At 58.8% G+C, this 21,480-nt stretch carries 15 protein-coding genes; 13 read left to right on the top strand and 2 right to left on the bottom strand.

What is annotated here, in order from left to right:
* Positions 1-1,098: 1,098 nt before the first annotated feature.
* Together IVB18_RS40740 and IVB18_RS40735 are read right to left on the bottom strand one after the other, a co-directional pair.
* Entirely contained in the window at positions 1,099-1,818 is a 720-nt protein-coding gene (locus IVB18_RS40740; protein WP_247985826.1) for a MerR family transcriptional regulator, read from the bottom strand.
* Positions 1,819-4,196: 2,378 nt separating this feature from the next.
* Positions 4,197-5,141, bottom strand: a complete 945-nt coding sequence (locus IVB18_RS40735) for a LysR family transcriptional regulator (RefSeq protein WP_247985825.1) — start codon at positions 5,139-5,141, stop codon at positions 4,197-4,199.
* Between the two features lie 460 nt (positions 5,142-5,601).
* Here IVB18_RS40735 and IVB18_RS40730 point away from each other — a divergent pair, with 460 nt between their 5' ends.
* From IVB18_RS40730 to IVB18_RS40670, 13 genes are all read left to right on the top strand, one after another.
* Complete coding sequence (locus IVB18_RS40730) at positions 5,602-6,000, top strand: response regulator (RefSeq protein ID WP_247985824.1); 399 nt, start codon at positions 5,602-5,604, stop codon at positions 5,998-6,000.
* Positions 5,997-6,629 (top strand): NodA family N-acyltransferase, encoded by a 633-nt coding sequence (locus IVB18_RS40725; RefSeq protein ID WP_247971178.1) that lies wholly within the window; start codon positions 5,997-5,999, stop codon positions 6,627-6,629. Before IVB18_RS40730 ends, IVB18_RS40725 begins: the two co-directional genes overlap by 4 nt.
* Positions 6,626-7,285 carry a chitooligosaccharide deacetylase NodB gene (gene nodB / locus IVB18_RS40720; protein ID WP_247985823.1) on the top strand — a complete coding sequence of 220 codons (660 nt, stop codon included), beginning with the start codon at positions 6,626-6,628 and terminating at the stop codon, positions 7,283-7,285. Before IVB18_RS40725 ends, nodB begins: the two co-directional genes overlap by 4 nt.
* Before the next feature lie 13 nt (positions 7,286-7,298).
* Entirely contained in the window at positions 7,299-8,657 is a 1,359-nt protein-coding gene (nodC, locus tag IVB18_RS40715; RefSeq protein ID WP_247985822.1) for a chitooligosaccharide synthase NodC, read from the top strand.
* Positions 8,658-8,679: 22 nt separating this feature from the next.
* Positions 8,680-9,309, top strand: a complete 630-nt coding sequence (nodS, locus tag IVB18_RS40710; protein WP_247985821.1) for a nodulation methyltransferase NodS — start codon at positions 8,680-8,682, stop codon at positions 9,307-9,309.
* Positions 9,310-9,320: 11 nt separating this feature from the next.
* Entirely contained in the window at positions 9,321-11,033 is a 1,713-nt protein-coding gene (gene nodU, locus IVB18_RS40705) for a nodulation protein NodU (protein WP_247985820.1), read from the top strand.
* A 4-nt stretch (positions 11,034-11,037) separates the two neighbouring features.
* The gene (gene nodI / locus IVB18_RS40700; protein WP_247985819.1) at positions 11,038-11,952 is read left to right on the top strand and encodes a nodulation factor ABC transporter ATP-binding protein NodI; all 915 of its coding nucleotides are present in this window, start codon (positions 11,038-11,040) and stop codon (positions 11,950-11,952) included.
* Between the two features lie 3 nt (positions 11,953-11,955).
* On the top strand, positions 11,956-12,744 hold the full coding sequence (locus IVB18_RS40695) for an ABC transporter permease (protein WP_247311328.1): 789 nt from the start codon (positions 11,956-11,958) through the stop codon (positions 12,742-12,744).
* A 199-nt stretch (positions 12,745-12,943) separates the two neighbouring features.
* Positions 12,944-14,956 carry a carbamoyltransferase gene (locus IVB18_RS40690; protein WP_247985818.1) on the top strand — a complete coding sequence of 671 codons (2,013 nt, stop codon included), beginning with the start codon at positions 12,944-12,946 and terminating at the stop codon, positions 14,954-14,956.
* Positions 14,957-15,150: 194 nt separating this feature from the next.
* A complete protein-coding gene (locus tag IVB18_RS40685; protein WP_247985817.1) occupies positions 15,151-16,125 on the top strand; it encodes a nodulation protein NodZ in 975 nt (324 codons plus the stop codon).
* Positions 16,126-17,053: 928 nt separating this feature from the next.
* Positions 17,054-17,890, top strand: a complete 837-nt coding sequence (locus tag IVB18_RS40680) for an SDR family oxidoreductase (RefSeq protein ID WP_247985816.1) — start codon at positions 17,054-17,056, stop codon at positions 17,888-17,890.
* A gap of 261 nt (positions 17,891-18,151) precedes the next feature.
* On the top strand, positions 18,152-19,906 hold the full coding sequence (gene nifA, locus IVB18_RS40675; RefSeq protein ID WP_247985815.1) for a nif-specific transcriptional activator NifA: 1,755 nt from the start codon (positions 18,152-18,154) through the stop codon (positions 19,904-19,906).
* A gap of 412 nt (positions 19,907-20,318) precedes the next feature.
* Entirely contained in the window at positions 20,319-21,185 is an 867-nt protein-coding gene (locus IVB18_RS40670; RefSeq protein ID WP_247985814.1) for an electron transfer flavoprotein subunit beta/FixA family protein, read from the top strand.
* The last annotated feature ends 295 nt before the right edge of the window (positions 21,186-21,480 follow it).

Genomic DNA, 21,480 nt, shown 5'->3' with positions numbered 1-21,480 from the left:
CGTCCACTCGGCCGAACAGCGCTGCTAACGCTTGGCTTGAACTCGCGTAATCCGCAGACAGACGGCGCACGACTGACATCTTGCCACAAGCTACGTTCCTTCTAAAGAGGTCCTGGCAGCTCACTCCCGAGAGCGAGGTGCGCATCAGTTTCACTAGCTGGAAGAAGCCACCGATGTTCGTCGGCCTTACGAATGTGGAAGTGATGCTCACTCGAGTGGCACCAGGCGAATGGGAACGTACTCTTCGGGCGGCCGTTCGGGCGTGCACGACAGCTGTGATAGTATTGCCGCGAGCGCGAGAAATGCTGCGACTGCGGCGACTGCGACGCACGTGAGCAGCGCGTAATCGCTAGGTCGAGGATGGTTCATCATTCGAACGCTCCGTGCGGTGTTGGTGCGGGCGGTCAGGTCTGCGCGACCGCTTCGACGGTATTGTCGCGCCAGCGGTAAACGATGAACCCAGGAGCGGCATTGTCTCCCTTGGAGTCGAATCGAACCGTGGCAATGGCCGTTTCGATTGAGCCCGAGGTAGGGCCACAGCGACCCGCGTGGCATGGAAGGTGCCCGCCCGTTTGACCAAGCCTGCCCATGCTTGAACTGCGGCATAAGCGTAGAGCGTACAACCTGCGGCAGATAGGCTCGAACCCTTGAGCTTGGCGACAGCGGCTGCCCCTGCAGCATTCGTCGTCGAGTCCGGCATAAAGGTAAAGAGCGTGCCGTTTGCGGAGTCGCCGGCAATGGCCAAAGACGATCATCCACCGACTTGTTCTCGCCCAGCGCTCTCACCGGGAATTTCCGAAAGTGATGCCGATCATTGGAGTCTCCGTCGGCCTAGCCGGCGCTCTGTCCGTCGCCCCGCCGCTGCGTCGATGCTTTTAGAAGGTACAATTTGACGCTACGTACGAATCAAGTACTTCGAAGCGTGCTCGTCGAGGTTGATTGCCAAGATCCACAGAGCGAAGGACCCCAAAGAGTGCCGACAACGCAGATTCGGAGGCGAATTGCTACGGGCCAACGATCCTCAGTCAGACAAGGATCAGCATCAGCTCATTGGGTTTAGAGACATTCCAGTAACCGAGTCGCGGGCAACCGGGTGCGTCAACTCTTTCCCAGCTGGTCCTCCAGCGCGGCGAGGGCGAGATCCAGGTATCGCATGAGGCTCGCATCCCAGCCGGCGAGATTGTGTGGTTCGGTCAATCGCGTCAGCACCTTAAGTATCATCGAGACAGTCGAGTCAACTCCTGCGATCTCAGTCAGCAGCGAACGGGCCTGACGCGCGACCGCATTTGCCCGCTCACTGCTTGGAGGCTCGCCCCGATCCATGCAGCTTCGTAGCTCGTCTCGAATCTTCCGCCACCGATCTTCGCGGCTAGCGTTAGAGGCGCACGTGCAGATGGCCGAGGGGGTACGCTCCTCAATCCGCGACATTGCATCTAACGTGGCCGGCAGCTCGTCGACACTAACTTCTGTCTCACCTTGCGTCGTCATATTGCGCAATCGATCCCGTAATAATGTCGCCCGCGCGACTTGAACTTCAATTCGCTCCAGATGGTTGCGCAATAGGTCCGTGAGAGACGTCCGTCCCTCGATGGCTTTGCGGATCTCAGGAAGCGAGAAGCCGAGCTCACGTAGCGCCCGAATCTGAGAGACGCGTTGTAGGCTTTCACGATCGTACATGCGGTGACCGCCATCGGTACGTTCCGCGACCGTCAACAACCCGGTATGTTCGTAGTGATGCAGAGTGCGTACCGTTACGCCGGTCGCCTCTGCAAGTTCTCCAATGCGCCATCGGCGCCGTCGTGGTGTGGCGTTTGTCATGGTCCTCAATTTGCAAGCCTACAACCTGACGTCACGTGAGAATCAAGTTATTTCAATGATCTAGATGATGGTCTCTTGCTGCGAACCCCCAGGAGGACTGAGCGCCTGCTGTTGATCAAGCGGCCGAGACAAGTGCAAGCATCAAGTTCGCCAGCGACGCCAATTCGTCCCTCGCTGCGCGTTGCATCACAAGTCTGGCGATCGCCACGCGATTCTCGTTGGTTCGCATGCATGTCGGTAAAGACGCGATTGCTCGATCAAAAAGGTTTCCCAAGCTCGCGAGATCCTCCGGATCGTAGACTCCGCTCGGCTTCTCCAAGAGTAAGCTCCTTTGATTGTCGCACCCGCGCCGCACGTGACGAAGCCGTTTGGCTGTGGTGGGGCAAAAAGGAGACGGAGCGGCGACGTGCGCGAAAGAATGTGACAGGTGCGTTCGTGTGGTGCCGTTGTGCAACACGGCGTTTGCTTCCCCTTTTGTCCAACACTGCCCTAACCGAAACTGTGCAATTTCTGCTGGATGCTGCCGCCGCAGTGGCCATCTGCTGTCTGATCGCCACGCGAAGCGAAAGCAGGTACATGCAGCCCCGCTTGATCTTGAGACACAGCTTCACGAACGGCGGCCCAGACACAGTACTGATCTGATCAGATGAGCCTCTTTCGGTCGCAATCCTTGCTGTGATGTCTATCGTCGAGCCGGGCGTTGATTGGTCAATCATCGCAGATTAGTCCTACCACCACATCGTGGCGTGGCCGCCCGCTCGGCGCCTAACAGCGTTTTCGACACGCTGCTAGTCCTGTTGAGATGGCTTTGTGGGCGCGAAGGCGTTGTTCGCGCATGGCAACATCGGGTTTTGGAATGCCACAAGATGATGGCTGCTCTTCAACGGCGCAAGTCTGCGACGCAAAGCGTCGGTAGAATGAGAGAAGGCGGGCCGCAAAACCATTCCCGGCATGTATCTCAACGCAAGCGCACCTCGCGCGGCTGGCGAAACGTTACTCGCGATTGAGGACCGAGCCTCGAAGGATCGCTCCAGTATCCGTTGGACGTGGAGGCGCTCAAAACGGGTCAACGGGCCCCCGGCGCCGCGCGGCCACGCCCGGGAAAACAACGACGTGCCATAGCTCCCAGCAATAACTCGCATATCCAGACGTGAGCCGGATCAGTGTTGCGCAGCGCAGTCCAGCTGTCGCGGGTAATGGCTTGCTCGTCCAGAAGCTCACTCACTTTCATCCTCGAACAGTGTCGCTTTGGTGTGCGAGCGCTGGACATAGATGCTTTGGGTAAGATAGGCAAATCATGTTACCGCACCGAAGTAGCTCTTCGGGGTCAGCGGTAAGGGGTCGTAACTCGGGACTGACGACGGCGGCATCCCGTGCGCCCCCGCCACGACACTTTTGAAAATAACACGACTGTCGCGAGATCCGAAAGGATGTCCCACGATCCGATGTGGCTGGATTGACCATGTCGCCCGAAATGATCAAAAGCTGGAGGTGGAGCAGGGCTTGGCGAATGGGAGCGGCGAGCCCTTCCGTGCGCCGGACATTGGCACAGTTGCCGTCCTCTCATCATAAACACTCATCACCTAAGCGCGCGCGCAGCGGGACAATGCCGCAAGCTCATGGCGGGTGGATCCAGGTTGATCCTGCGGTCAGCGAGTTTGCGGTTGCGCTCCGTCATGCGGGATCGAGTACAATAAGAGTAAGACAAGCGCCGTTGAGATGACGTGTCCCAACCTCCATGCCAGCCTTGCGCAGACCTTTCACTTGCAGGTTCCGCTCTCCCGAGTTACGTCAGCTCGCGTTGCGCTTTCCGGGCGCGACGTGGACAGCGTTGGCGTTCGGCAGAACAAGTTGGTTCGACGCGAACGAGCCGGCATCGACCTGTGGGTCGGCCCGCCAAGAGACGTCTAGCTACTGGCTTCGGCATTACTGCAATCGCCGGGACAGTAGACGGCAAGGAGAATGCCCACCGGCAGGCGAAGAGCGGTGCGGGTGCGCTACCAGTGTCCACGTTTGCAGCCTCGATCGCAGGTCTTGGTCTACAACCTGACGCGGTGTACGATTCAAGGGATTTTAGTGCCGAGGCCGGATATCGTTCACCTGACTGGCCGGATCATTTCGCGTGCTCTGAGCTCAGCTCATGTAGAACAGTGCGATGCAGCCCGTCGGATCAGCGGAAAGTCATTGCGGAGCGCCGCCGAACGAGCTGTATGACGCGCAAGATCGTCACGCCAGCGCGAGATCAATAGCGCCGCCGACGCGATCAAACTACGCTCAAGCGCGCCAATGTCGACAGGCCGAACACCAGCGAGGACCGGAGCTTCGAGCCTGGCGTAGATCTGGTCAACGAAGAGTAGGTCGCAAACGGCCGAACAATCCTAGAACGGGCCGTGACATTGGTTGGTATCGGACGGAGAGACCATCATGGATGCCTGTTGCAAGAACATGTTGCGCATCCAAATGCTTGCAGGATCAGTATTATGAATGGCCGGCCATTGGACGGCCTCGGTGAATGTGAGAAGTCGCAGCGGAGGTTCGATGACCCGCAGGGGCGTCGTGTTTGCGAAATGGCTGACCAGTCTTGAGGGCATGCTCGCTATACGGTTGGTGCCCAATAACATAGGCGGAATCATACCAAAACCCTGCACAGCGACCTCGGTGCGTATCTTGAAACCATGCTCGAGCAAGAGCCATTCGTGGAAGGAGGGCCTCAGGGAGCGCCCGAACTGGGCTTCCACGTGCCCGATCGACGTGTACATCTCGAACGTAAGTCGCGGCGCCAGCTGCTTGTTCATGGGGCAGCCCACGCAAACGAAAGTGTCCTCGAACAGCGCCGCCTTGGGATGCGCACTCGACATGAACATCTCCGGATACATGAGAAAATCGACTTCACCGCGCCGGAGAAGTTCATCGGGTTCCTCTACGGGCGGCAACAACTCGAAATTGATTGTCGGAGCTTCCCGCGCGACGCGGTCCACGATTCGTCGAAGAAACACGACAGTCATGAAGTCGGACAGGATGATCCTGAATCGCCGATTCGATTGAGACGGAGTGAAGCCGTCCGGAGAAATGATGGAAAGCTGAATGTGAGCGAGAGCCTCGCGAATCGGGACTGCGAGCGCTTGAGCCCGCGGCGTTGGGACAAGCTTCCGGCCCCTCATCGTGAATAGCTCATCGCGAAAGTAAGTGCGAAGCCGCGCGACGGCAGCACTCATGGCAGGTTGACTGAGGTTGATGCTTCTTGCCGCCGCAGTGAGATTGCCTTGCGTCACCAGGGCGTCGAACGCGACGAGGAGATTCAGATCGAGGCCCTTGAAACGCATAATCTTGAGTGATCCACGGTATGAATGTGTTCTATCGATACAATCGATTTTACCATTTGTACCGAATGAGGATAGCAAAGGATAGTTTAGCGAGATGTCAGATCTATCAGAATGGTTACAAATCGTAGCGCGTCTCAGCCCAGCGCCAAGGATCGATCAAGACATCTGGACCGTGCGGTCGCAGTTTCGCGCGTGTTGCGCAAGTCATATCTCGGCGAGCTAGCACGGCGGGGATCCGCAAATGTGCGTGGGCGTATAGGACGAGCAAACCATCGTATGGCTTCGCCAACCCATTCTATACCGGCCGTGTACCGCCGTAGAATTGAGCGAACGCTCAACCTGGCCGTAGATTTCCCTCCAGTTGGACCCCTTCGGTTGCGGGTACCAAATGTGTTTTGGTCGCATCCGATTGCGTCCTTGCTGCGGAGAAATCGTGCGGAACATGCAAGCGAAGGCGTCCTTGGCGAATCTGATGCGAGTTGCGCACACGCTCGACGTCGTATCCATTGTGAATGCACATCGGTCAGTGCGTGAAGCTCTGACAGATATGGTGTTTTCCGCGGGTTACGTACCCGAACCCTTCGAGAGCGCAGACGAGTTCTTGAAATCGGGCCGCCGTTTGATCACGTCGTGCTTGATCGCGGACATGCAATCGAGCGTGATGAGTGGCTTTGAGCTTTTCCATCATCTGGCTGCATCCGGAGGCGCGATTCCCACCGTTCTGCTCACAGACAACTCCGAAGACGATATGAGTCGAGTCCTGCAAGCTGGACTCCAGTTCTTGAGCAAGCCTTTCGAGCGTAGCGAACTGCTGGCCTGCGTCAGGAGCCAGATAATGAATAGGAATTACTCTCTATGAAAATGATCGCGCCCGGATCCACACGAGGTGTTTCGGCGCGCCCTCCAGTTCGTTGGAGGCTGTGCTGGGAGAATGAGCTTCAACTTGCTGACCATATTGAATTGTCCGACTTCTTCCGGAAGACCTATGGTCCGACCGGGGCATTCAATGCAAAGCCCTTTGAAGGTCATCGAAGCTGGGCCGGCGCAAGGCCTGAGATTCGGGCAATCGGCTACGATGATCGTGGCGTCGCGATTCACATCGGCGCACTGCGCCGCTTCATAAAAGTGGGTGAGGTCGATCTGCTTGTGGCTGAACTCGGATTGTACGGGGTACGCCCGGATCTCGAGGGGCTCGGCATCAGCCACTCCATCCGCGTGATGTATCCCGTGTTGCGAGATCTTGGGGTGCCGTTCGGCTTTGGCACGGTCCGATCCGCCCTGCAGAAACATATTACCAGGCTGCTCGGGCGACAGGGATTGGCGACTGTTCTGCCAGGGCTCCGTGTCCGGTCCGCTCGCCCGGATATCTATCTCACTGTGCCTCCGACGCGCGTGGAGGACGTGGTCGTCCTCGTTCTGCCGATTGCGAGACCAATGAGCGAATGGCCGGACGGTGAGATGATTGAACGGAACGGGCCAGAACTGTGACGTCCGCAGACGACGAGACTGAAGCGCGGAGCGACTACGCCGACGCCGGCGGAGAGCACTCCGTCTATCTGACATTTGATGATGGTCCCAATCCGCATTGCACGCCGGCTATCCTGGATGTGCTGGCGCAGCATCGGGCCCCCGCCACCTTCTGCGTGATCGGTGCATATGCAGCGGGTCAGCCGGAGCTGATCCAGCGCATCATTGCAGAAGGGCACGAAATCGCAAACCACACAATGACGCACCCGGATTTATCCAAATGCATGCCGGATGAGGTGGAATACGAGATCCTCACAACGAACAAGGTCATCGGAATGGCCTGCCCGCGAGCCTCTGTGCGGCACATGCGTGCGCCGTATGGGATATGGACCAAGGAGGCCCTCGCCGCGTCGGCGAAGGCCGAACTGGCAGCCCTGCACTGGTCAGTCGACCCGCAAGACTGGTCTCGTCCTGGCGGCGAGGCGATTGTTGCCGCGGTGCTGGCCTCGGTCCGGCCGGGGGCAATCGTGCTCCTGCACGACGGGTGCCCTCCCGACGAGTTGGAACGCTGCCCTCACTCTGGTCGGCGCGACCAGACTGTGACGGCGCTCACCCAGCTCATTCCAGCACTGCATGACCGTGGATTTGCAATCCGGTCGCTTCCTCAAACTCACTGAATAGATCAATCCCATGAGCCTGCTTGCCACCGTCAGCACCGTTGCTGTTGCCTCCTACGCGTTGCTCTCCAGCGTCCATAAGAGCGCGCAGGCGCTTTATGCGCGGCGAACCGACGCCTCACTGCCGCCGTACGACCCGGTCGACACCGGTGCTCTGCCCAGCGTGGATGTCATCGTGCCCTGCTTCAACGAGGACCCGCGCACGCTGGCGGCCTGCCTGAAGTCTCTCGCAAGCCAGGACTACCCAGGGCGATTGCAGGTCTATGTGGTCGATGACGGCTCTGCAAATGTCGGTGCAGTGGCCCCGGTCCATGGGAGCTACGCACATGACCCGAGGTTCAACGTCATTCTGCTGCCAAGCAACGTTGGAAAGCGTAAGGCGCAGATCACAGCGATACGCCGGTCGTTCGGCGATCTCGTGCTCAACGTCGATTCCGACACGGAAATCGCCAGCGACGTGGTCAGCAAGCTCGTACGCAAGATGCAGGATCCAGCCGTCGGCGCGGCCATGGGGCAATTGACGGCCAGCAACCGGAACGACAGCTGGCTGACCCGATTGATCGACATGGAGTACTGGTTGGCTTGCAACGAGGAGCGCGCGGCGCAGACGCGCTTTGGCGCCGTCATGTGCTGCTGCGGGCCGTGTGCCATGTACCGCCGCTCCGCGCTGCTGTTGCTGCTGGACCAGTACGAGACGCAGTTCTTCCGGGGAAAGCCGAGCGACTTCGGTGAGGACCGCCATCTGACGATCCTCATGCTCAAGGCAGGGTTTCGAACCGAATACGTTCCGGACGCCATCGCCGCCACGGTGGTCCCGGACAGGCTCTTGCCGTATCTGCGGCAACAGCTCCGCTGGGCGCGCAGCACTTACCGCGACACGCTGCTGGGTTTGCACCTGTTGCCCGGCCTGGACCGGTACCTTACGCTCGACGTGCTCGGACAGAACCTCGGGCCGCTGCTGCTCGCCATCTCATCGATTGCCGCGCTCGCTCAGCTCGCGCTCACCGGCACCGTGCCCTGGTGGACCGGTCTGACCATCGTCGCGATGACCATGATTCGATGCAGCGTGGCGGCCCTTCGTGCCGGCGAGCTTCGATTTATCGGCTTCTCGCTGCACACCCCGATCAACATCTTCCTCCTGCTCCCGATGAAAGCCTATGCGCTCTGTACCTTGAGCAACAGCGACTGGCTCTCGCGCAAAGTAGCGAAATCATCAGACGTCGATGAATCGAAGGCCTCGATCGAAGACGCGACAACTGGACCAAGCCTTAACCCGGCATCGGAAACGCCTGGCTCAATTCTCGGGGCAGGTCTTTCGCGCGCTCCCTCGCAGCTGATCGCGTCTGATGGCATTGCGGCCGCGACTGACTGACAGCTTTGTAGGGGATTTAGTGGTGAGCGTGGACAAGACATATCAATCGTTGCAACGGGAGCTGACTAACGATGACCCGTGGCGGCTTGACGACAATCCGTTCGAACGTGAGCGTCACACCCAATTGCTGCGGCTATCGCTGTCGAACGGCGCCGTCTCAACCGGCCTCGAGATCGGGTGCGCGGCCGGTGCATTCACAGAGAAGCTTGCTCCTCACTGCAAACGGCTCACGGTCATCGATGTTATGCCGCGAGCGATCGGTCGAGCGGTCCAGCGGACCAAGAGGTGGTCGCATATCAGCTGGGCGGCGACCGATATTCTGCAGTTCTCGACCGAAGAGCTGTTCGATCTGATCGTGGTCGCCGAAGTTCTCTACTATCTCGAAGACATGACACGGATGCGTACCGCAATCGACAAAATGGTGAAGATGCTTGCTCCACGTGGGCATCTGGTCTTCGGATCTGCACGTGATGCCACCTGCAGGCGATGGGGGCATGTCGCTGGCGCCGAGACAGTCATCACGATTTTGACTGAAGCGCTTATTGAGGTCGAACGCGTGCAGTGCCAGGGGCAGTCGGCTGACGAAGACTGCTTGTTGGTCCGCTTTCGCAATCCGGAGCGATCTTCGATCCGTCCTAACGGCCGAGCTTGAAAGGAGCCAATATGCGTATCTGCGGTATCAAATTGACGCATGACGGGGCAGTCGCTCTGATCGAGGACGGCCGGGTGGTGTTTTGTGTCGAACAGGAGAAGCTGAACAACAATCCGCGTTATCAAACCATCGACAACCTGGATGCCGTTGTTAGCGCCTTGGCGGAGCACGGGCTGGATCCGAGCGATGTTGATCAGTTCGTCATTGATGGCTGGGATGGAGAGTTCGAGTCGCAGTTTGAAGTCCTTAGTGGGACGACGACCATCAAGCTCAAGGGCGCGCCGTATGTCGAACGGCAAGGCGATAGCCCCCTGACGTCCCGCGATCGGATCGGCCTCATGCTTGATGGGAAGCTATATCCCTATCAAAGCTATCCCCATGTCACCGGGCACGTAGCATCCGCATACTGCGCCAGCTCGTTTGCCAAATCCGCACAATCTGCTTTCTGCTTGGTGTGGGACGGCTGCATGTTTCCACGCCTCTACTATGTCGAGCCCCACGGCATCCGGTTCATCGAGTGCCTGTTTCCGATGATAGGTCACGCCTATGCGACGGCAGGACATCACTTTGGACCTTACAGGCGCGCAGACCGGACCAGCTGGGATCTCGGTATTGCCGGCAAGCTGATGGCCTATATCGCGCTGGGATCGCCCGACGAGGACTGTATTAAGACGTTTCATGAACTTTATGAGGCGCACTTTGCCACGGATGCTGAGGGCGCTTGTCCTGAGCTTGAAGAGATCAACAGCTCACAATCGCCACTTGAAGCTCTGCACGACTTCTTCGATGCGTGCGCAATGCGATTGAAGGAAAAGCAAGCCGAAGACGTCCTTGCGTCATTTCACGTCTTTCTAGACCGTCTGCTGGTTCGCACCATTGCTGATGTGGTGGAGCGGCATTCGGATCTTGCGGGGGCGCGTAACCTCTGCATAGCCGGTGGCTGTGGCCTGAATATTAAGTGGAATAGTGCATTTCGTGCGACCGGCCTGTTCGATGTCGTGTGGGTGCCGCCCTTTCCGAACGACAGCGGCTCAGCCATTGGTGCTGCTTGCTCTGCACTGGCGGCACAGCAAGGCTTTAGAGCTCTGGAATGGTCGGTCTACAGTGGACCGGCCGTTCGTCCTGGCGAAGTCCCGCCCGAATGGGAGGGCGCGCCCTGCACTATGGGCGAACTTGCGGCAATCCTCGCTTGCGACAAGCCCGTGGTCTTCCTTGCCGGGCGTGCCGAGCTCGGACCACGAGCCTTGGGTGGCAGAAGCATTCTCGCGGCTGCGAGCTGGGAAGGAATGAAAGATCATCTCAACGACATCAAACTTCGTGAGCATTTCAGGCCGGTAGCGCCGATATGCCTGGAGGATCGTGCGGCGGAGATTTTTAACCCTGGAATACCCGATCCGTACATGCTGTTCGATCACCAGACGCGACCGGAATGGCGGGACAAAATTCCCGCCGTCGTGCATCTCGATGGATCTGCTCGTCTACAGACCGTTTCCAGAACCTCTCAGCATAAAGTGGCCGAGCTTCTCGTCGAGTACGAGAAGCTCACAGCCATTCCGCTGCTTTGCAATACCAGCGCCAATCTGCATGGACGCGGCTTTTTCCCGGATGCTGCCGCCGCGTGCCAGTGGGGACGCGTCGATCACGTATGGTGTGACGGCCTGCTTTGGACAAAAAAGCGCGCGAGCGAGGAAGCGGCGCGAACAACGTCCGTCGCGATGGCGTAAGCAAATGTCAACCGCGGCAGTCGACCTTTTCCAGGTGAGCAAGTTCTACGACGACAGGGTCGTCGTGGACGCTCTTTCGTTTACGGTCTCGCCGGGAGAGTGCTTCGGTCTGCTGGGACCAAACGGCGCGGGTAAAAGCACGCTCGCGCGTTTGATCCTGGGTGTTGCATCGCCCGACGCAGGTAAGATATGCGTGCTCGGCGAGTCAGTGCCGGCACGGGCGCGCTTGGCGCGGCGGGGGATCGGGGTTGTCCCACAGTTCGATAACCTTGATCTTCAGCTCACGGTGCGCGAAAACTTGCTCGTTTTCGGGCGCTACTTCGCCATGAGCGCGGCTGAGGTGAAAGCGGTCACGCCGTCACTGCTCGAATTCGCGCGCCTGGAGAACAAGGCGGACGCCCGCGTTGCCGAACTGTCCGGAGGCATGAAGCGACGCCTGACGTTGGCACGGGCCCTCATTAACGACCCGCAGCTTTTGGTGCTTGATGAGCCGACGACCGGCCTCGATCCGCACGGCCGTCACCTGATCTGGGAACGCTTGCGCTCGCTATTAGCGCGCGGCAAAACGATCCTTCTCACCACCCACTTCATGGAAGAGGCGGAGCGACTGTGCGACCGCCTGTGCGTGCTTGAGCACGGCCGTAAGATCGCCGAAGGTCAGCCTCACGCGCTGATCGAGCAGCAGATCGGCTGCCAAGTGATCGAGATTTACGGCGGTAATCCGCATGAACTGCTGCCGCTGGTCAGACCCCAAGTGCAGCGCGCTGAGGTGAGCGGGGAGACGCTGTTCTGCTATGTCACGGATCCAGAGCAGGTGCGCCTCCGACTTGCCAACCGCACGGATCTGCGCTTTCTGCAGCGTCCTCCAAATCTGGAGGATGTGTTCTTGCGGCTAACCGGGCGAGAGATGAAGGACTGAACGATGTGGCAACGTTTTGCGCCGGCGCTCCCCGCTAATCCATGGAACTGGATCGCGGTATGGCGCCGCAATTTTCTGGTCTGGCGGAAAGTCGCTCTGGCATCGATTCTTGGGAATCTGGCCGAGCCGATGAGCTCTCTGTTCGGTCTCGGTTTTGGCCTTGGAATGATCATAGGTGGTGTTGAGGGGACCTCATACATCTCGTTTCTGGCGGCTGGCATGGTCGCCACAAGCGCGATGGTCTCCGCAACCTTCGAAACGATCTATGCGGCTTACGCTCGCATGCAGACAAATTGCACGTGGGAGGCAGTGCTCTGTACGCCCCTTACGCTCGGCGACATTGTTCTCGGTGAAGTGGCATGGGCAGCGAGCAAGGCCTTGCTCGCTGGGACGGCGATCACGATTGTCGCCGTCGCGCTGGGTTACGCAGAGTGGTCATCCATCCCCTATGCGTTACCAGCCATCGCCCTTACTGGCGTTACTTTCGCGAGCCTCGCAATGGTCGTTTCAGCACTTGCACCGAGCCACGACTATTTCATCTTCTACCAGTCGCTCATTCTCACGCCCATGATGTATTTGAGCGGGACGATCTTCCCAATGAGCCAGTTGCCCGGTTCATTTCAACGCATCGCGGCCTTATTGCCGCTGACTCATTCGGTCGATCTCATTCGTCCAGCAATGCTCGGTCGGCCGGTCGACAGCGTCGGATTGCATGTGGGCGCACTTTGCATCTACGCAGCATTTCCCTTCCTCGTCTCGGCCGTGTTGCTTCGGCAGCGCCTGATGCGGTGAGAGGAACAAGACCTAAAGCGAAGCATCGCGTGTGCGAGATGAGATATCGGGCGTAACGAACTTCCGATCGCGTGCGACGCTTATGTGAGCCTCGTCACGCTAGCGATGCCTGATCGGCCCCGCGGCGACGTGCGGCCTACTCCCAAAGCAAGCGATACGAAATAGGCCAACAGGCCTCTCAGGATTAACGGAGAACAAGATGCTGTGTCTAGGATTGAGCGGCGGCCTCGACAGGGTCTATGAAAACCCCCTTGGACTACCGAACACGTTTCTGCACGACGGCGCCGCGGTACTTGTCAAGGACGGGCGCGTGATCGCTGCCGTGGAAGAGGAGCGCCTCAACCGGATCAAACATTCAAACAAGCTCCCGAGCAGTGCGATTGAATACTGTCTTGCAGCCGCGGGTGTGGAGCTTCGCGACGTCGATCGTATTGCGTTCTACGCTACTGAAGCCTATTGCAATGCGATGCTCGAACGGTTGTTCATCTCACAACCGGAAATCTCAATTCCGCTAGATGCGAATCTGCTGTTACGGCACCTTCTAGCGACGGAGTTCGGTACCCAAGTTGATCCTTCGCGGGTGTCATTCGTAGGCCACCATCAGGCCCATGCCGTGAGCGCTCTGGCGATGTCGGGTTTTGAAGAAAGCCTGGTCCTCGCGATCGACGGTTGTGGCGACTTCCTGTCGGGTCTCTTGGCTGTCGGGTCGGGCACCGAAATGACCGAGCTTATGACGTTTCCAGAGAATAACTCTCTCGGACTGTTCTATCTGGAGACGATCCGATATCTCGGCTACGGCCTGTTCGACGAGTATAAGGTTATGGGACTGGCTCCTTACGGAGATCCCGCACGCTATCGCGAGCTCTTTTCCCAATTCTATGAGCTCTCCGCAAACGGTGGCTACCGCGTTCACCTCGAACGTATCGGCCCGGCATTGCTGCGCAATATCGAGGTCCGGCGAAAGGGAATGCCGTTCACGCAACAGCATCGAGATGTGAGCGCATCGTTGCAGGAGGCGCTGGAGCGGATCGTGTTTCACATTCTGCGGCATTACCGTGAGTCGACCGGAATGAAACGGTTGTGCCTGGCTGGCGGGGTGGCCCACAACTGCACGCTGAACGGAAAACTCTTGTATTCAGGCCTGTTCGAAGACATCTTCGTGCAGCCGGCTGCGCATGACGCCGGATGCGCATTGGGCGCGGCACTGATGGTGTCGAGCGAGGCCGGGCAGCCTGCGCCCCGCGAGCGACTACAGGCGGTTTATTGGGGGCCAGATATCGGCAGCGACGACAGCATCGAACAGGAACTGAAGGGATGGGCCGGACACCTCGAGATTGAGCGGACCGCTGACGTCGCAACCAGAGCAGCCGAGTGGATCGCTGATGGCGCCGTGATCGGGTGGGTACAGGGCCGATCGGAGTTCGGCCCTCGTGCGCTCGGCAACCGTAGTATTCTTGCGGACCCGAGGCCCGCGGCGAACAAGGACCGGATCAATGCGATGGTCAAGAAGCGCGAGAGTTATCGACCATTTGCGCCATCGGTTCTGGAGGAGGATGCGGGCGCGTTCTTTGAGTTGCCGGATGGTCGCGCAGAATATCCCTTCATGAATTTCGTCGTTCGCGTGCGTGAATCCAAGCGTGCTTTGCTGGGCGCGATCACGCATATCGATGGTACGGCTCGGCTGCAAACGGTTTCCCGCACGAACAATGCCGCCTATTGGGAACTCATCAATGCGTTCAAGAGCCGGACAGGCGTCCCGATTCTGCTTAATACATCGTTCAACAACAATGCCGAACCGATCGTAGATTCCGTTGCCGATGCGATTACGGCGTTTTTGTCGACCGAGCTGGATGGCCTTGTGGTCGGTTCATTCCTCGTCAAAAAGCGGGCAACAACGCTCGAAAGCTGGACTGCACTCGCTGTATCACTGCCGCCCCATGTATCTCTTTACCGAGTTCGCGCTCATGCGGGCCGAGAACGCCAGGAGACAGTCTGCGAGATCCGCATGGGTCACTCCAGCCAGGACAGCGTGCGCGTCTCGCATGACCTGTTCGACATGCTGATGCAAATTGAGAAGGAAGCTGTTCTTGCCGATCTTCTCGCCAGGGTCACCTCTGACAGGACTAGGCGAGAAGCTCTCGTGAACGAACTGCGCGGGCTCTGGGATCTGCGCCGTATTCGGCTGCATCCGTCACAGACTGCGCGATCGTAAAAGGTGAGTAATGCGGAAGAGGGCTCTTTGGACGCCTCTTGCATGACCTGCCAATCGCGGTGCCGTGGAGGAGGGCTTGCGGGTTGATCGCCTTGCGTCCAGGTGACCAGCCGTCCATTGGCGTGGATCGGAATCGCAGATGAGTAGGTGCGCCACACAAAACTGATCTTACGCAACGAGAAGGGTTTGATAACTTGACCAAGGAACGCTTTGTTATTTCTCGGAGGCGTACCGGCTTTGGTGATTGCCTCTGGTCGCTGGCGTCAGCTTGGTCGTACGCGCAGCGGACCGGGCGGACGCTCGTCGTTGACTGGCGCGGTTCCTGCTACATCGACCAACCGTTCAGCAACGCCTTTCCGGTGTTCTTCGAGCCGGTTGAGGACATCGCTGGAGTGCCGGTGATTTGCGATGACCGAGTCAACCAGCTCTCGTTTCCCGGACCGTTCTTCCCGCGGTGGTGGAATAGGCCATCGATCGACTGCATCAATCGTCCGGATGAGCAGATCTTCCGTGAACGTGACGAACTGACCGAGCTGTTCCAGGCAAGAGAAGATAACGAAGCCAACACCATTGTCTGTGACGCTTGCCTGATGTGGCGTTGTGGCGAGGAAGCCGAACGACTGATCTTTCGGAACATCAAGCTCAGGCCTGAGATTCAAGCGCGGATCGACGCCTTGTATGAGGAACACTTTAGCGGCCATAGCATCATTGGCGTTCATGTTCGGCACGGCAATGGCGAAGATATCATGGAGCATGCGCCGTACTGGGCCGATTCGGAGCTCGCCCTTCGTCAGGTCTGCATGGCAATCCGTAAAGCCAAGGCTTTGCCATATCCAAAGCCTGTAAAGGTCTTCCTGTGCACGGACAGTGCACAGGTTCTCGATCGCCTATCGGGTCTGTTTCCCGATGTCTTCGCCGTACCAAAACGTTTCCAGGCCGATCGGGCAGGGCCGTTGCATAGTGCGGAAATGGGAATTGAAGGTGGAGCTTCCGCTCTCATCGACATGTATCTTCTTGCGCGATGCGCTACCGTGATCCGCTTTCCCCCCACCAGCGCCTTCACGCGCTATGCCCGTCTGCTCGTGCCACGGATCATTGAATTCGACCAGCGCAATCCGGAGCAATTGACCATGATCGATAACCCATACGAGCATTTCGCGGCTTCATGAAGCGCCAGAATCTGAGCCTGAGCAATGGCGGGCTAGATCATCAGCTTGATACTGCTGGCTTCGACACCATCGAGTTTCGCAACGTCTCGCAGGAACGGTGGATGGCGACTTCCGTCCGCAAGCGACGGCTGAGCGGCGCACTACCACGGATGCGGTGCTGGTGGGAGGGCGAACGCCTGCGAAGCGTAGGCCAATGCCGGCGGGCGCCGGCGGCCTTGCCCCGCAATGCTTCGGGCCCTCATGTGTAAGTCGAGTCGCGCGGAAAGGTTATGGTTCCGTCATCCTCCGGCCAAATCCGCCATCGCTGGCCAGACGGTGAAAAGCACGGCAATGGCGGTCCGGGTCGCCGAGGAAATCTGACGTAACAGACAGTCACGTCAGAATGTCCCAGCAGCAAGGAGGCGCGTCCGGTAGATGGATCGCCTTTGGGCAACCCTTTTTGCGGTCAGCTCGTTTTCTGGACGACGGCCTTGTTCATGCTCCGCTCGCAGAGTCCTTTCGGACGGAGATGTGATGAACCGCGCGGCCGGCGGCCCATCGATATTACTCAAGAGCCGCATGTGCGGCCGCGCATACCACGGCTGAGAGCAACTTGGACGAACTGGCCATTAAATCCTGATCTCCGCCAAAGGCAGCTAACCTATCTCGTCTAGCGCGCATGACCCACAGACCACTCGTGGAGGGCGACGCGGTCAACTCGCCATGGAAACACCAGCCTCTCGGCTCGAAGGCGTAGCGCACGCAGTGGGCAGCACCCGGGAGCTCGACGACAGCCATTGCTGCGGCGTTGCTGGTGTCGAAAAGCAAACAGGCCAGATGTTCGGAACCTGCCATTTGCGTCGTAAAAGCGCGCCACCTGTGCCCTGCATCGCTCTGGCCCGGATCCTGCACCAGGTGCACAGGCGAGGGGAGCGGAAGGGAGTCGCGTGTGAATCTAGGTCTACCAGATGACAATGCGGTCGCAGCTCAATCGTCGGAAACGGACCCTCGCGGTCCAATTCACGCCGATGGAGCGGGCCGTCCGCTGCGTGAGCGGAAGACGCTGGTATTGACCGGGGCATCGCGCGGTATCGGTCGCGCCACCGGAAGATTGTTTTCGGAAGCCGGTTGGCGCATCATTTCTTGCGCGCGCCAACCATTCGACGCGGTGCGCTGCCCATGGGACTCAGAGGGGGATAGCTATATCGAAGTCGACCTGAGCGATCATCGGACGCTGCCGCGCGTGATTGCCCAGATAAAGGAGCGCCTTGCCGGCGCACCGCTGCAGGGACTGATAAACAATGCCGGAAACTCACCAAAAACGCCAAACGGTACCCGGCTGACGTCGCTGGCGACCTCAGTCGATACCTGGATGAGCGTGTTCCACCTCAATCTGGTGGCGCCGATCCTGCTCGCTCAAGGTCTGTTCGATGAGCTAAAAGCGGCTTCAGGCTCGATCGTCAATGTGACTTCGATCGCCGGCGCGCGGGTGCATCCATTTGCAGGCACGGCATATGCGACGTCGAAAGCTGCGCTCGCTTGTCTCACGCGCGAAATGGCGCACGATTACGCCTCACATGGCATTCGCGTCAATGCGATCGCGCCCGGCGAAATCAAGACGGACATTTTGTCGCCTGACACGGAAGCGCATCTTGTGCCAAAGATCCCACTTCGCCGGGTGGGTACACCCGAAGAGGTCGCCAAGGTCATTTTCTTCCTATGTTCAGATGCGGCAAGTTATGTCACTGGCGCCGAAGTGCCGATCAATGGCGGGCAACACTTGTGAGTGAATCCGTCTCTGGCGAACCCGGCTAATCGGAGCTTCATCGATGGAAGCCATGTTGGCCGGGGCGAATCCGCGCAGCGAGTTGGAAAGAATAAAGCGGCAAATCTAGTCACTGTAAGTACTGCCGACGTGCCATGAAGAGGCGTCATCTCTCGCCCCGCCCTGAGAACTGGATGTCAGATCGAGGCAGGCATGCAACACGAGTCCAACAAGTCCGATCGAGGTGATGGGGAGGATCAAGAAAGGAACGGAGAAGTCATTATGCTGGACAGCGTTTCCCTGCGCGAAAAACCAAACTCAACCTCCGACGCGGATCCTTCCGCTTGTATTCTGCGGTCGCAAGAGAAATCGCTAAGCACGATCTTCGAAATAGCGCACACGCTCACCGGCCTATGCCGGCTCGAAGCCAAGCTGGCGAGCGTCATCGAGCGTCTGCCATCGCTCGTGCAGATGCGGCGCGGCATCGTATGTCTGTTCGATCATGACGGGGTGCCCGAGATCATCGTAGACGACGGCCCGAGTGAAGGGCGCGACGCGCGTTGCGGGGTGCGCTTGCCGCAAGGAGCAATTGATCAAATTGTGGCGACGGGGCGGCCGCTCATCGTCGAGAACGTAGCGCTGCATTCGATCTTCAATTCTTCGGACGTCGAGATGCTAGATGCCGCCGGTAATACGCGTGTTGCGTTCATCGGCATTCCCATAGACATTGACGAGAAAGTTGTCGGTACGCTGAGCATCGACCGCATCGCAGACAACGGGACGCATGCGCAGCTCGAGGACGACATCCGCCTGCTGACGATGGTCGCAAGCCTTCTGGGACAGACGGCGAAGCTGCATTGCGTTTTTGCGCGCGATCGCGGGCGGCTTATGGACGAGGAGTTCCGGCCGCAGAAGCAGCTGTCCGAGCTCAAGCCTCATGGGCGGGAGCGTAAGAAGGTCCAAGTCGAGGGTATTATCGGCGACAGCCCGGCGCTGCGCGCGTTGCTTGAGAAGATCGAGCTGATCGCTAAATCGAATAGCACCGTTCTGTTGCGCGGCGAATCGGGTACCGGCAAAGAGCTGGTCGCGAAGGCTATTCACGAGCGTTCAGCGCGCGCCAAACGCCCCTTTATCAAGCTGAATTGCGCAGCCCTCACCGAGACGGTGCTGGAATCTGAATTGTTCGGTCACGAGAAGGGGGCGTTTACGGGCGCATTCAATGCGCGCAAGGGTCGCTTCGAGCTCGCCGACAAGGGAACGTTGTTTCTGGACGAGATTGGAGAGATCTCGGCGTCGTTCCAGGCGAAGCTCCTGCGCGTGCTTCAGGAGCAGGAGTTCGAGCGGGTCGGCGGCAATCAGACGATCAAAGTCGACGTCCGCGTGATTGCAGCCACGAATAAGAATCTTGAAGAGGCGGTGGCAAAGAAGGAGTTTCGTGCCGATCTCTATTATCGCATCAGCGTGGTTCCTCTGCTACTGCCGCCGCTGCGCGAAAGACGCACTGATATTCCGCTTCTCGCCGCTCGATTCTTGAAGAACTTCAACAATGAGAACGGCCGTGCTCTGGTCTTCGATTCAAGTGCGATTGACGTTCTTATGAATTGCGGATTTCCCGGTAATGTCCGCGAGCTGGAGAACTGTGTGCAGCGGACCGCGACCCTGGCGCACGGATCGTCGATCGTAAGAGACGATTTTGCCTGCTGCCACGGGCAATGCCTGTCGGCCGCGCTATGGAAGTGCGGGCCGGAGCAAGTGGCGCGACAGCTGAGCCCGATAATCTCACTCCCCGCGAGGCTGAGCATGCCGCCAACACAAGCTGTGGCACACGTTCAGCCGGTCGGTAGCGAACTGACGCCGCTAGAGCCACCCGGCCGACCTGTCATAGGTGCCGCCAAGGTCACAGATCGCGAGCGCGTAATCGCGGCGATGGAAAGGTCCGGGTGGGTACAGGCCAAGGCGGCACGCCTGCTTGGACTGACGCCGCGCCAGATTGGCTATGCCTTGAGAAGGCACGGTATCGAGATCAAGCGCTTCTGAATAAAAAGTCGGGCTCGCGTCTCTCTCGCTCGCCCGGGCGCGGTAGGAGAGCGTGCGCAAGAGGCGGTACTCTGGTCCATGAAGCGGATACGAAACCGATGTGCTCTGCTTGGGGGTGGCCATGCCGGGAAGCGTAAGCCCTCTTCGCGTCCTGGTCATCGTCTGCTTGCAATGTATTCGCCCTATGAGAAATGATTAGGTGTCGAACTAGCGCAAGATCGCGGCCGCGCCGTTTATGGCGCGACTCAGATCAGACAGAGATCACGTCCGCTTTGCGCAGCCCGTCGCAGTCCCGACAACGGTCTCACCGTCAGTCGCCAGCCATTGCATTCGTCCCTCATCGGCGAAATGCCTGGGGTGGTATGACAGTTGCTATTCGTGGGGAGCCTGCTCAACATCTTAGGAGAAGCATATGCACAGCATCGTCTGCATCAAACAGGTCCCCGACTCCGCACAAATCCGCGTGCATCCTGTCACGAATACGATCATGCGTCAGGGCGTGCCGACAATCATCAACCCATATGATCTGTTCGCACTGGAAGCTGCGCTCGAGCTACGAGACAAGTTCGGCGGCGAAATCACTGTTCTGACAATGGGGCCGCCGTCGGCCGAAGAATCTCTCCGAAAGGCGCTGACATTTGGTGCCGATCGTGCTGTCCTGCTCACTGATCGTAGTTTCGCGGGCTCCGATACGCTGGCGACGAGTTACGCGCTGGCGTGCGCGATTCGCAATATCGGGAAGGAATATGGCCCACCAGACGTCATATTCACTGGCAAGCAGACTATCGACGGCGATACGGCGCAGGTGGGACCTGGCATTGCGAAGAGGCTCGGGGTCCAGCAGCTTACTTATGTTTCCACAATCAAAGCGTTGGACTTCAAAGTACGCACGATCGATGCGGAACGGCGCTGCGAAGGAGGAGTCCAGGTGCTGCGTTCCAAGCTTCCTTGTCTCGTCAGCATGTTAGAGGCAAGCAATCAAATTCGCCGCGGTGCAATGATCGATGCCTTGCGTGCGGCCCGTGCCTCAATCGTAAAATGGAGCGCTCAAACTGCCGGCGTGGATGACATGGCCAAATGCGGTCTGAGGGGGTCGCCGACCGTCGTCAAGCGTGTCTTCGCGCCCTCCGCACGAGCGGAGAAGGCGACGTGGGTGGAAGCGGCCGAGCAGCCGGCGCAAGCGTTGATCGACGCCATGTTCAAACGCAACCCTACGCTCGAGACGGAGCTCGCACAGCTTGCGCGCGGTACCTCATCCGCGCAAACTAGCAGTGCGTGAAGTCGCGGCTGATCGAGCGGAGCCAGCGATGGCCTGGGTCGTGGTCATGCATTGGCCCGTCGCTCGGTGCACCAGGCACGATTCAAGCTTTTCGACCGCTCGCTAAGGTTTGGCGAGCTGCGATACACCGGTCCACTGGGGAATTCATGCAGCCTCAAGACGTGCCCGTTAAGTTTGCTTGGCAGCGCACGTGGAGCTCGCGCGAGGGATGTATCTCCCTCGCGCGAGCTCTGCCGTGTTTCAAGTAAGCGCAAAGTGCGAGCATTATCATCGCGCCGCTCGACCACAGAACGAA

It is taken from the genome of Bradyrhizobium sp. 186 (assembly GCF_023101685.1).
Classification (GTDB): domain Bacteria; phylum Pseudomonadota; class Alphaproteobacteria; order Rhizobiales; family Xanthobacteraceae; genus Bradyrhizobium.
The sequence above is the reverse complement of the archived record's forward strand: the minus strand, read 5'-3'. Positions and strand labels throughout refer to the sequence as shown.

Excerpts from the sequence above, each read along its gene's own strand:
- IVB18_RS40695 (WP_247311328.1), top strand. The coding sequence starts at position 11,956 with ATGTGGCAACGTTTTGCGCCGGCGCTCCCCGCTAATCCATGGAACTGG.
- IVB18_RS40740 (WP_247985826.1), bottom strand. The coding sequence starts at position 1,818 with ATGACAAACGCCACACCACGACGGCGCCGATGGCGCATTGGAGAACTT.
- IVB18_RS40690 (WP_247985818.1), top strand. The coding sequence starts at position 12,944 with ATGCTGTGTCTAGGATTGAGCGGCGGCCTCGACAGGGTCTATGAAAAC.
- IVB18_RS40735 (WP_247985825.1), bottom strand. The coding sequence starts at position 5,141 with ATGCGTTTCAAGGGCCTCGATCTGAATCTCCTCGTCGCGTTCGACGCC.
- nifA (WP_247985815.1), top strand. The coding sequence starts at position 18,152 with ATGCTGGACAGCGTTTCCCTGCGCGAAAAACCAAACTCAACCTCCGAC.
- nodU (WP_247985820.1), top strand. The coding sequence starts at position 9,321 with ATGCGTATCTGCGGTATCAAATTGACGCATGACGGGGCAGTCGCTCTG.
- IVB18_RS40670 (WP_247985814.1), top strand. The coding sequence starts at position 20,319 with ATGCACAGCATCGTCTGCATCAAACAGGTCCCCGACTCCGCACAAATC.
- IVB18_RS40725 (WP_247971178.1), top strand. The coding sequence starts at position 5,997 with ATGAAAATGATCGCGCCCGGATCCACACGAGGTGTTTCGGCGCGCCCT.
- nodC (WP_247985822.1), top strand. The coding sequence starts at position 7,299 with ATGAGCCTGCTTGCCACCGTCAGCACCGTTGCTGTTGCCTCCTACGCG.
- nodI (WP_247985819.1), top strand. The coding sequence starts at position 11,038 with ATGTCAACCGCGGCAGTCGACCTTTTCCAGGTGAGCAAGTTCTACGAC.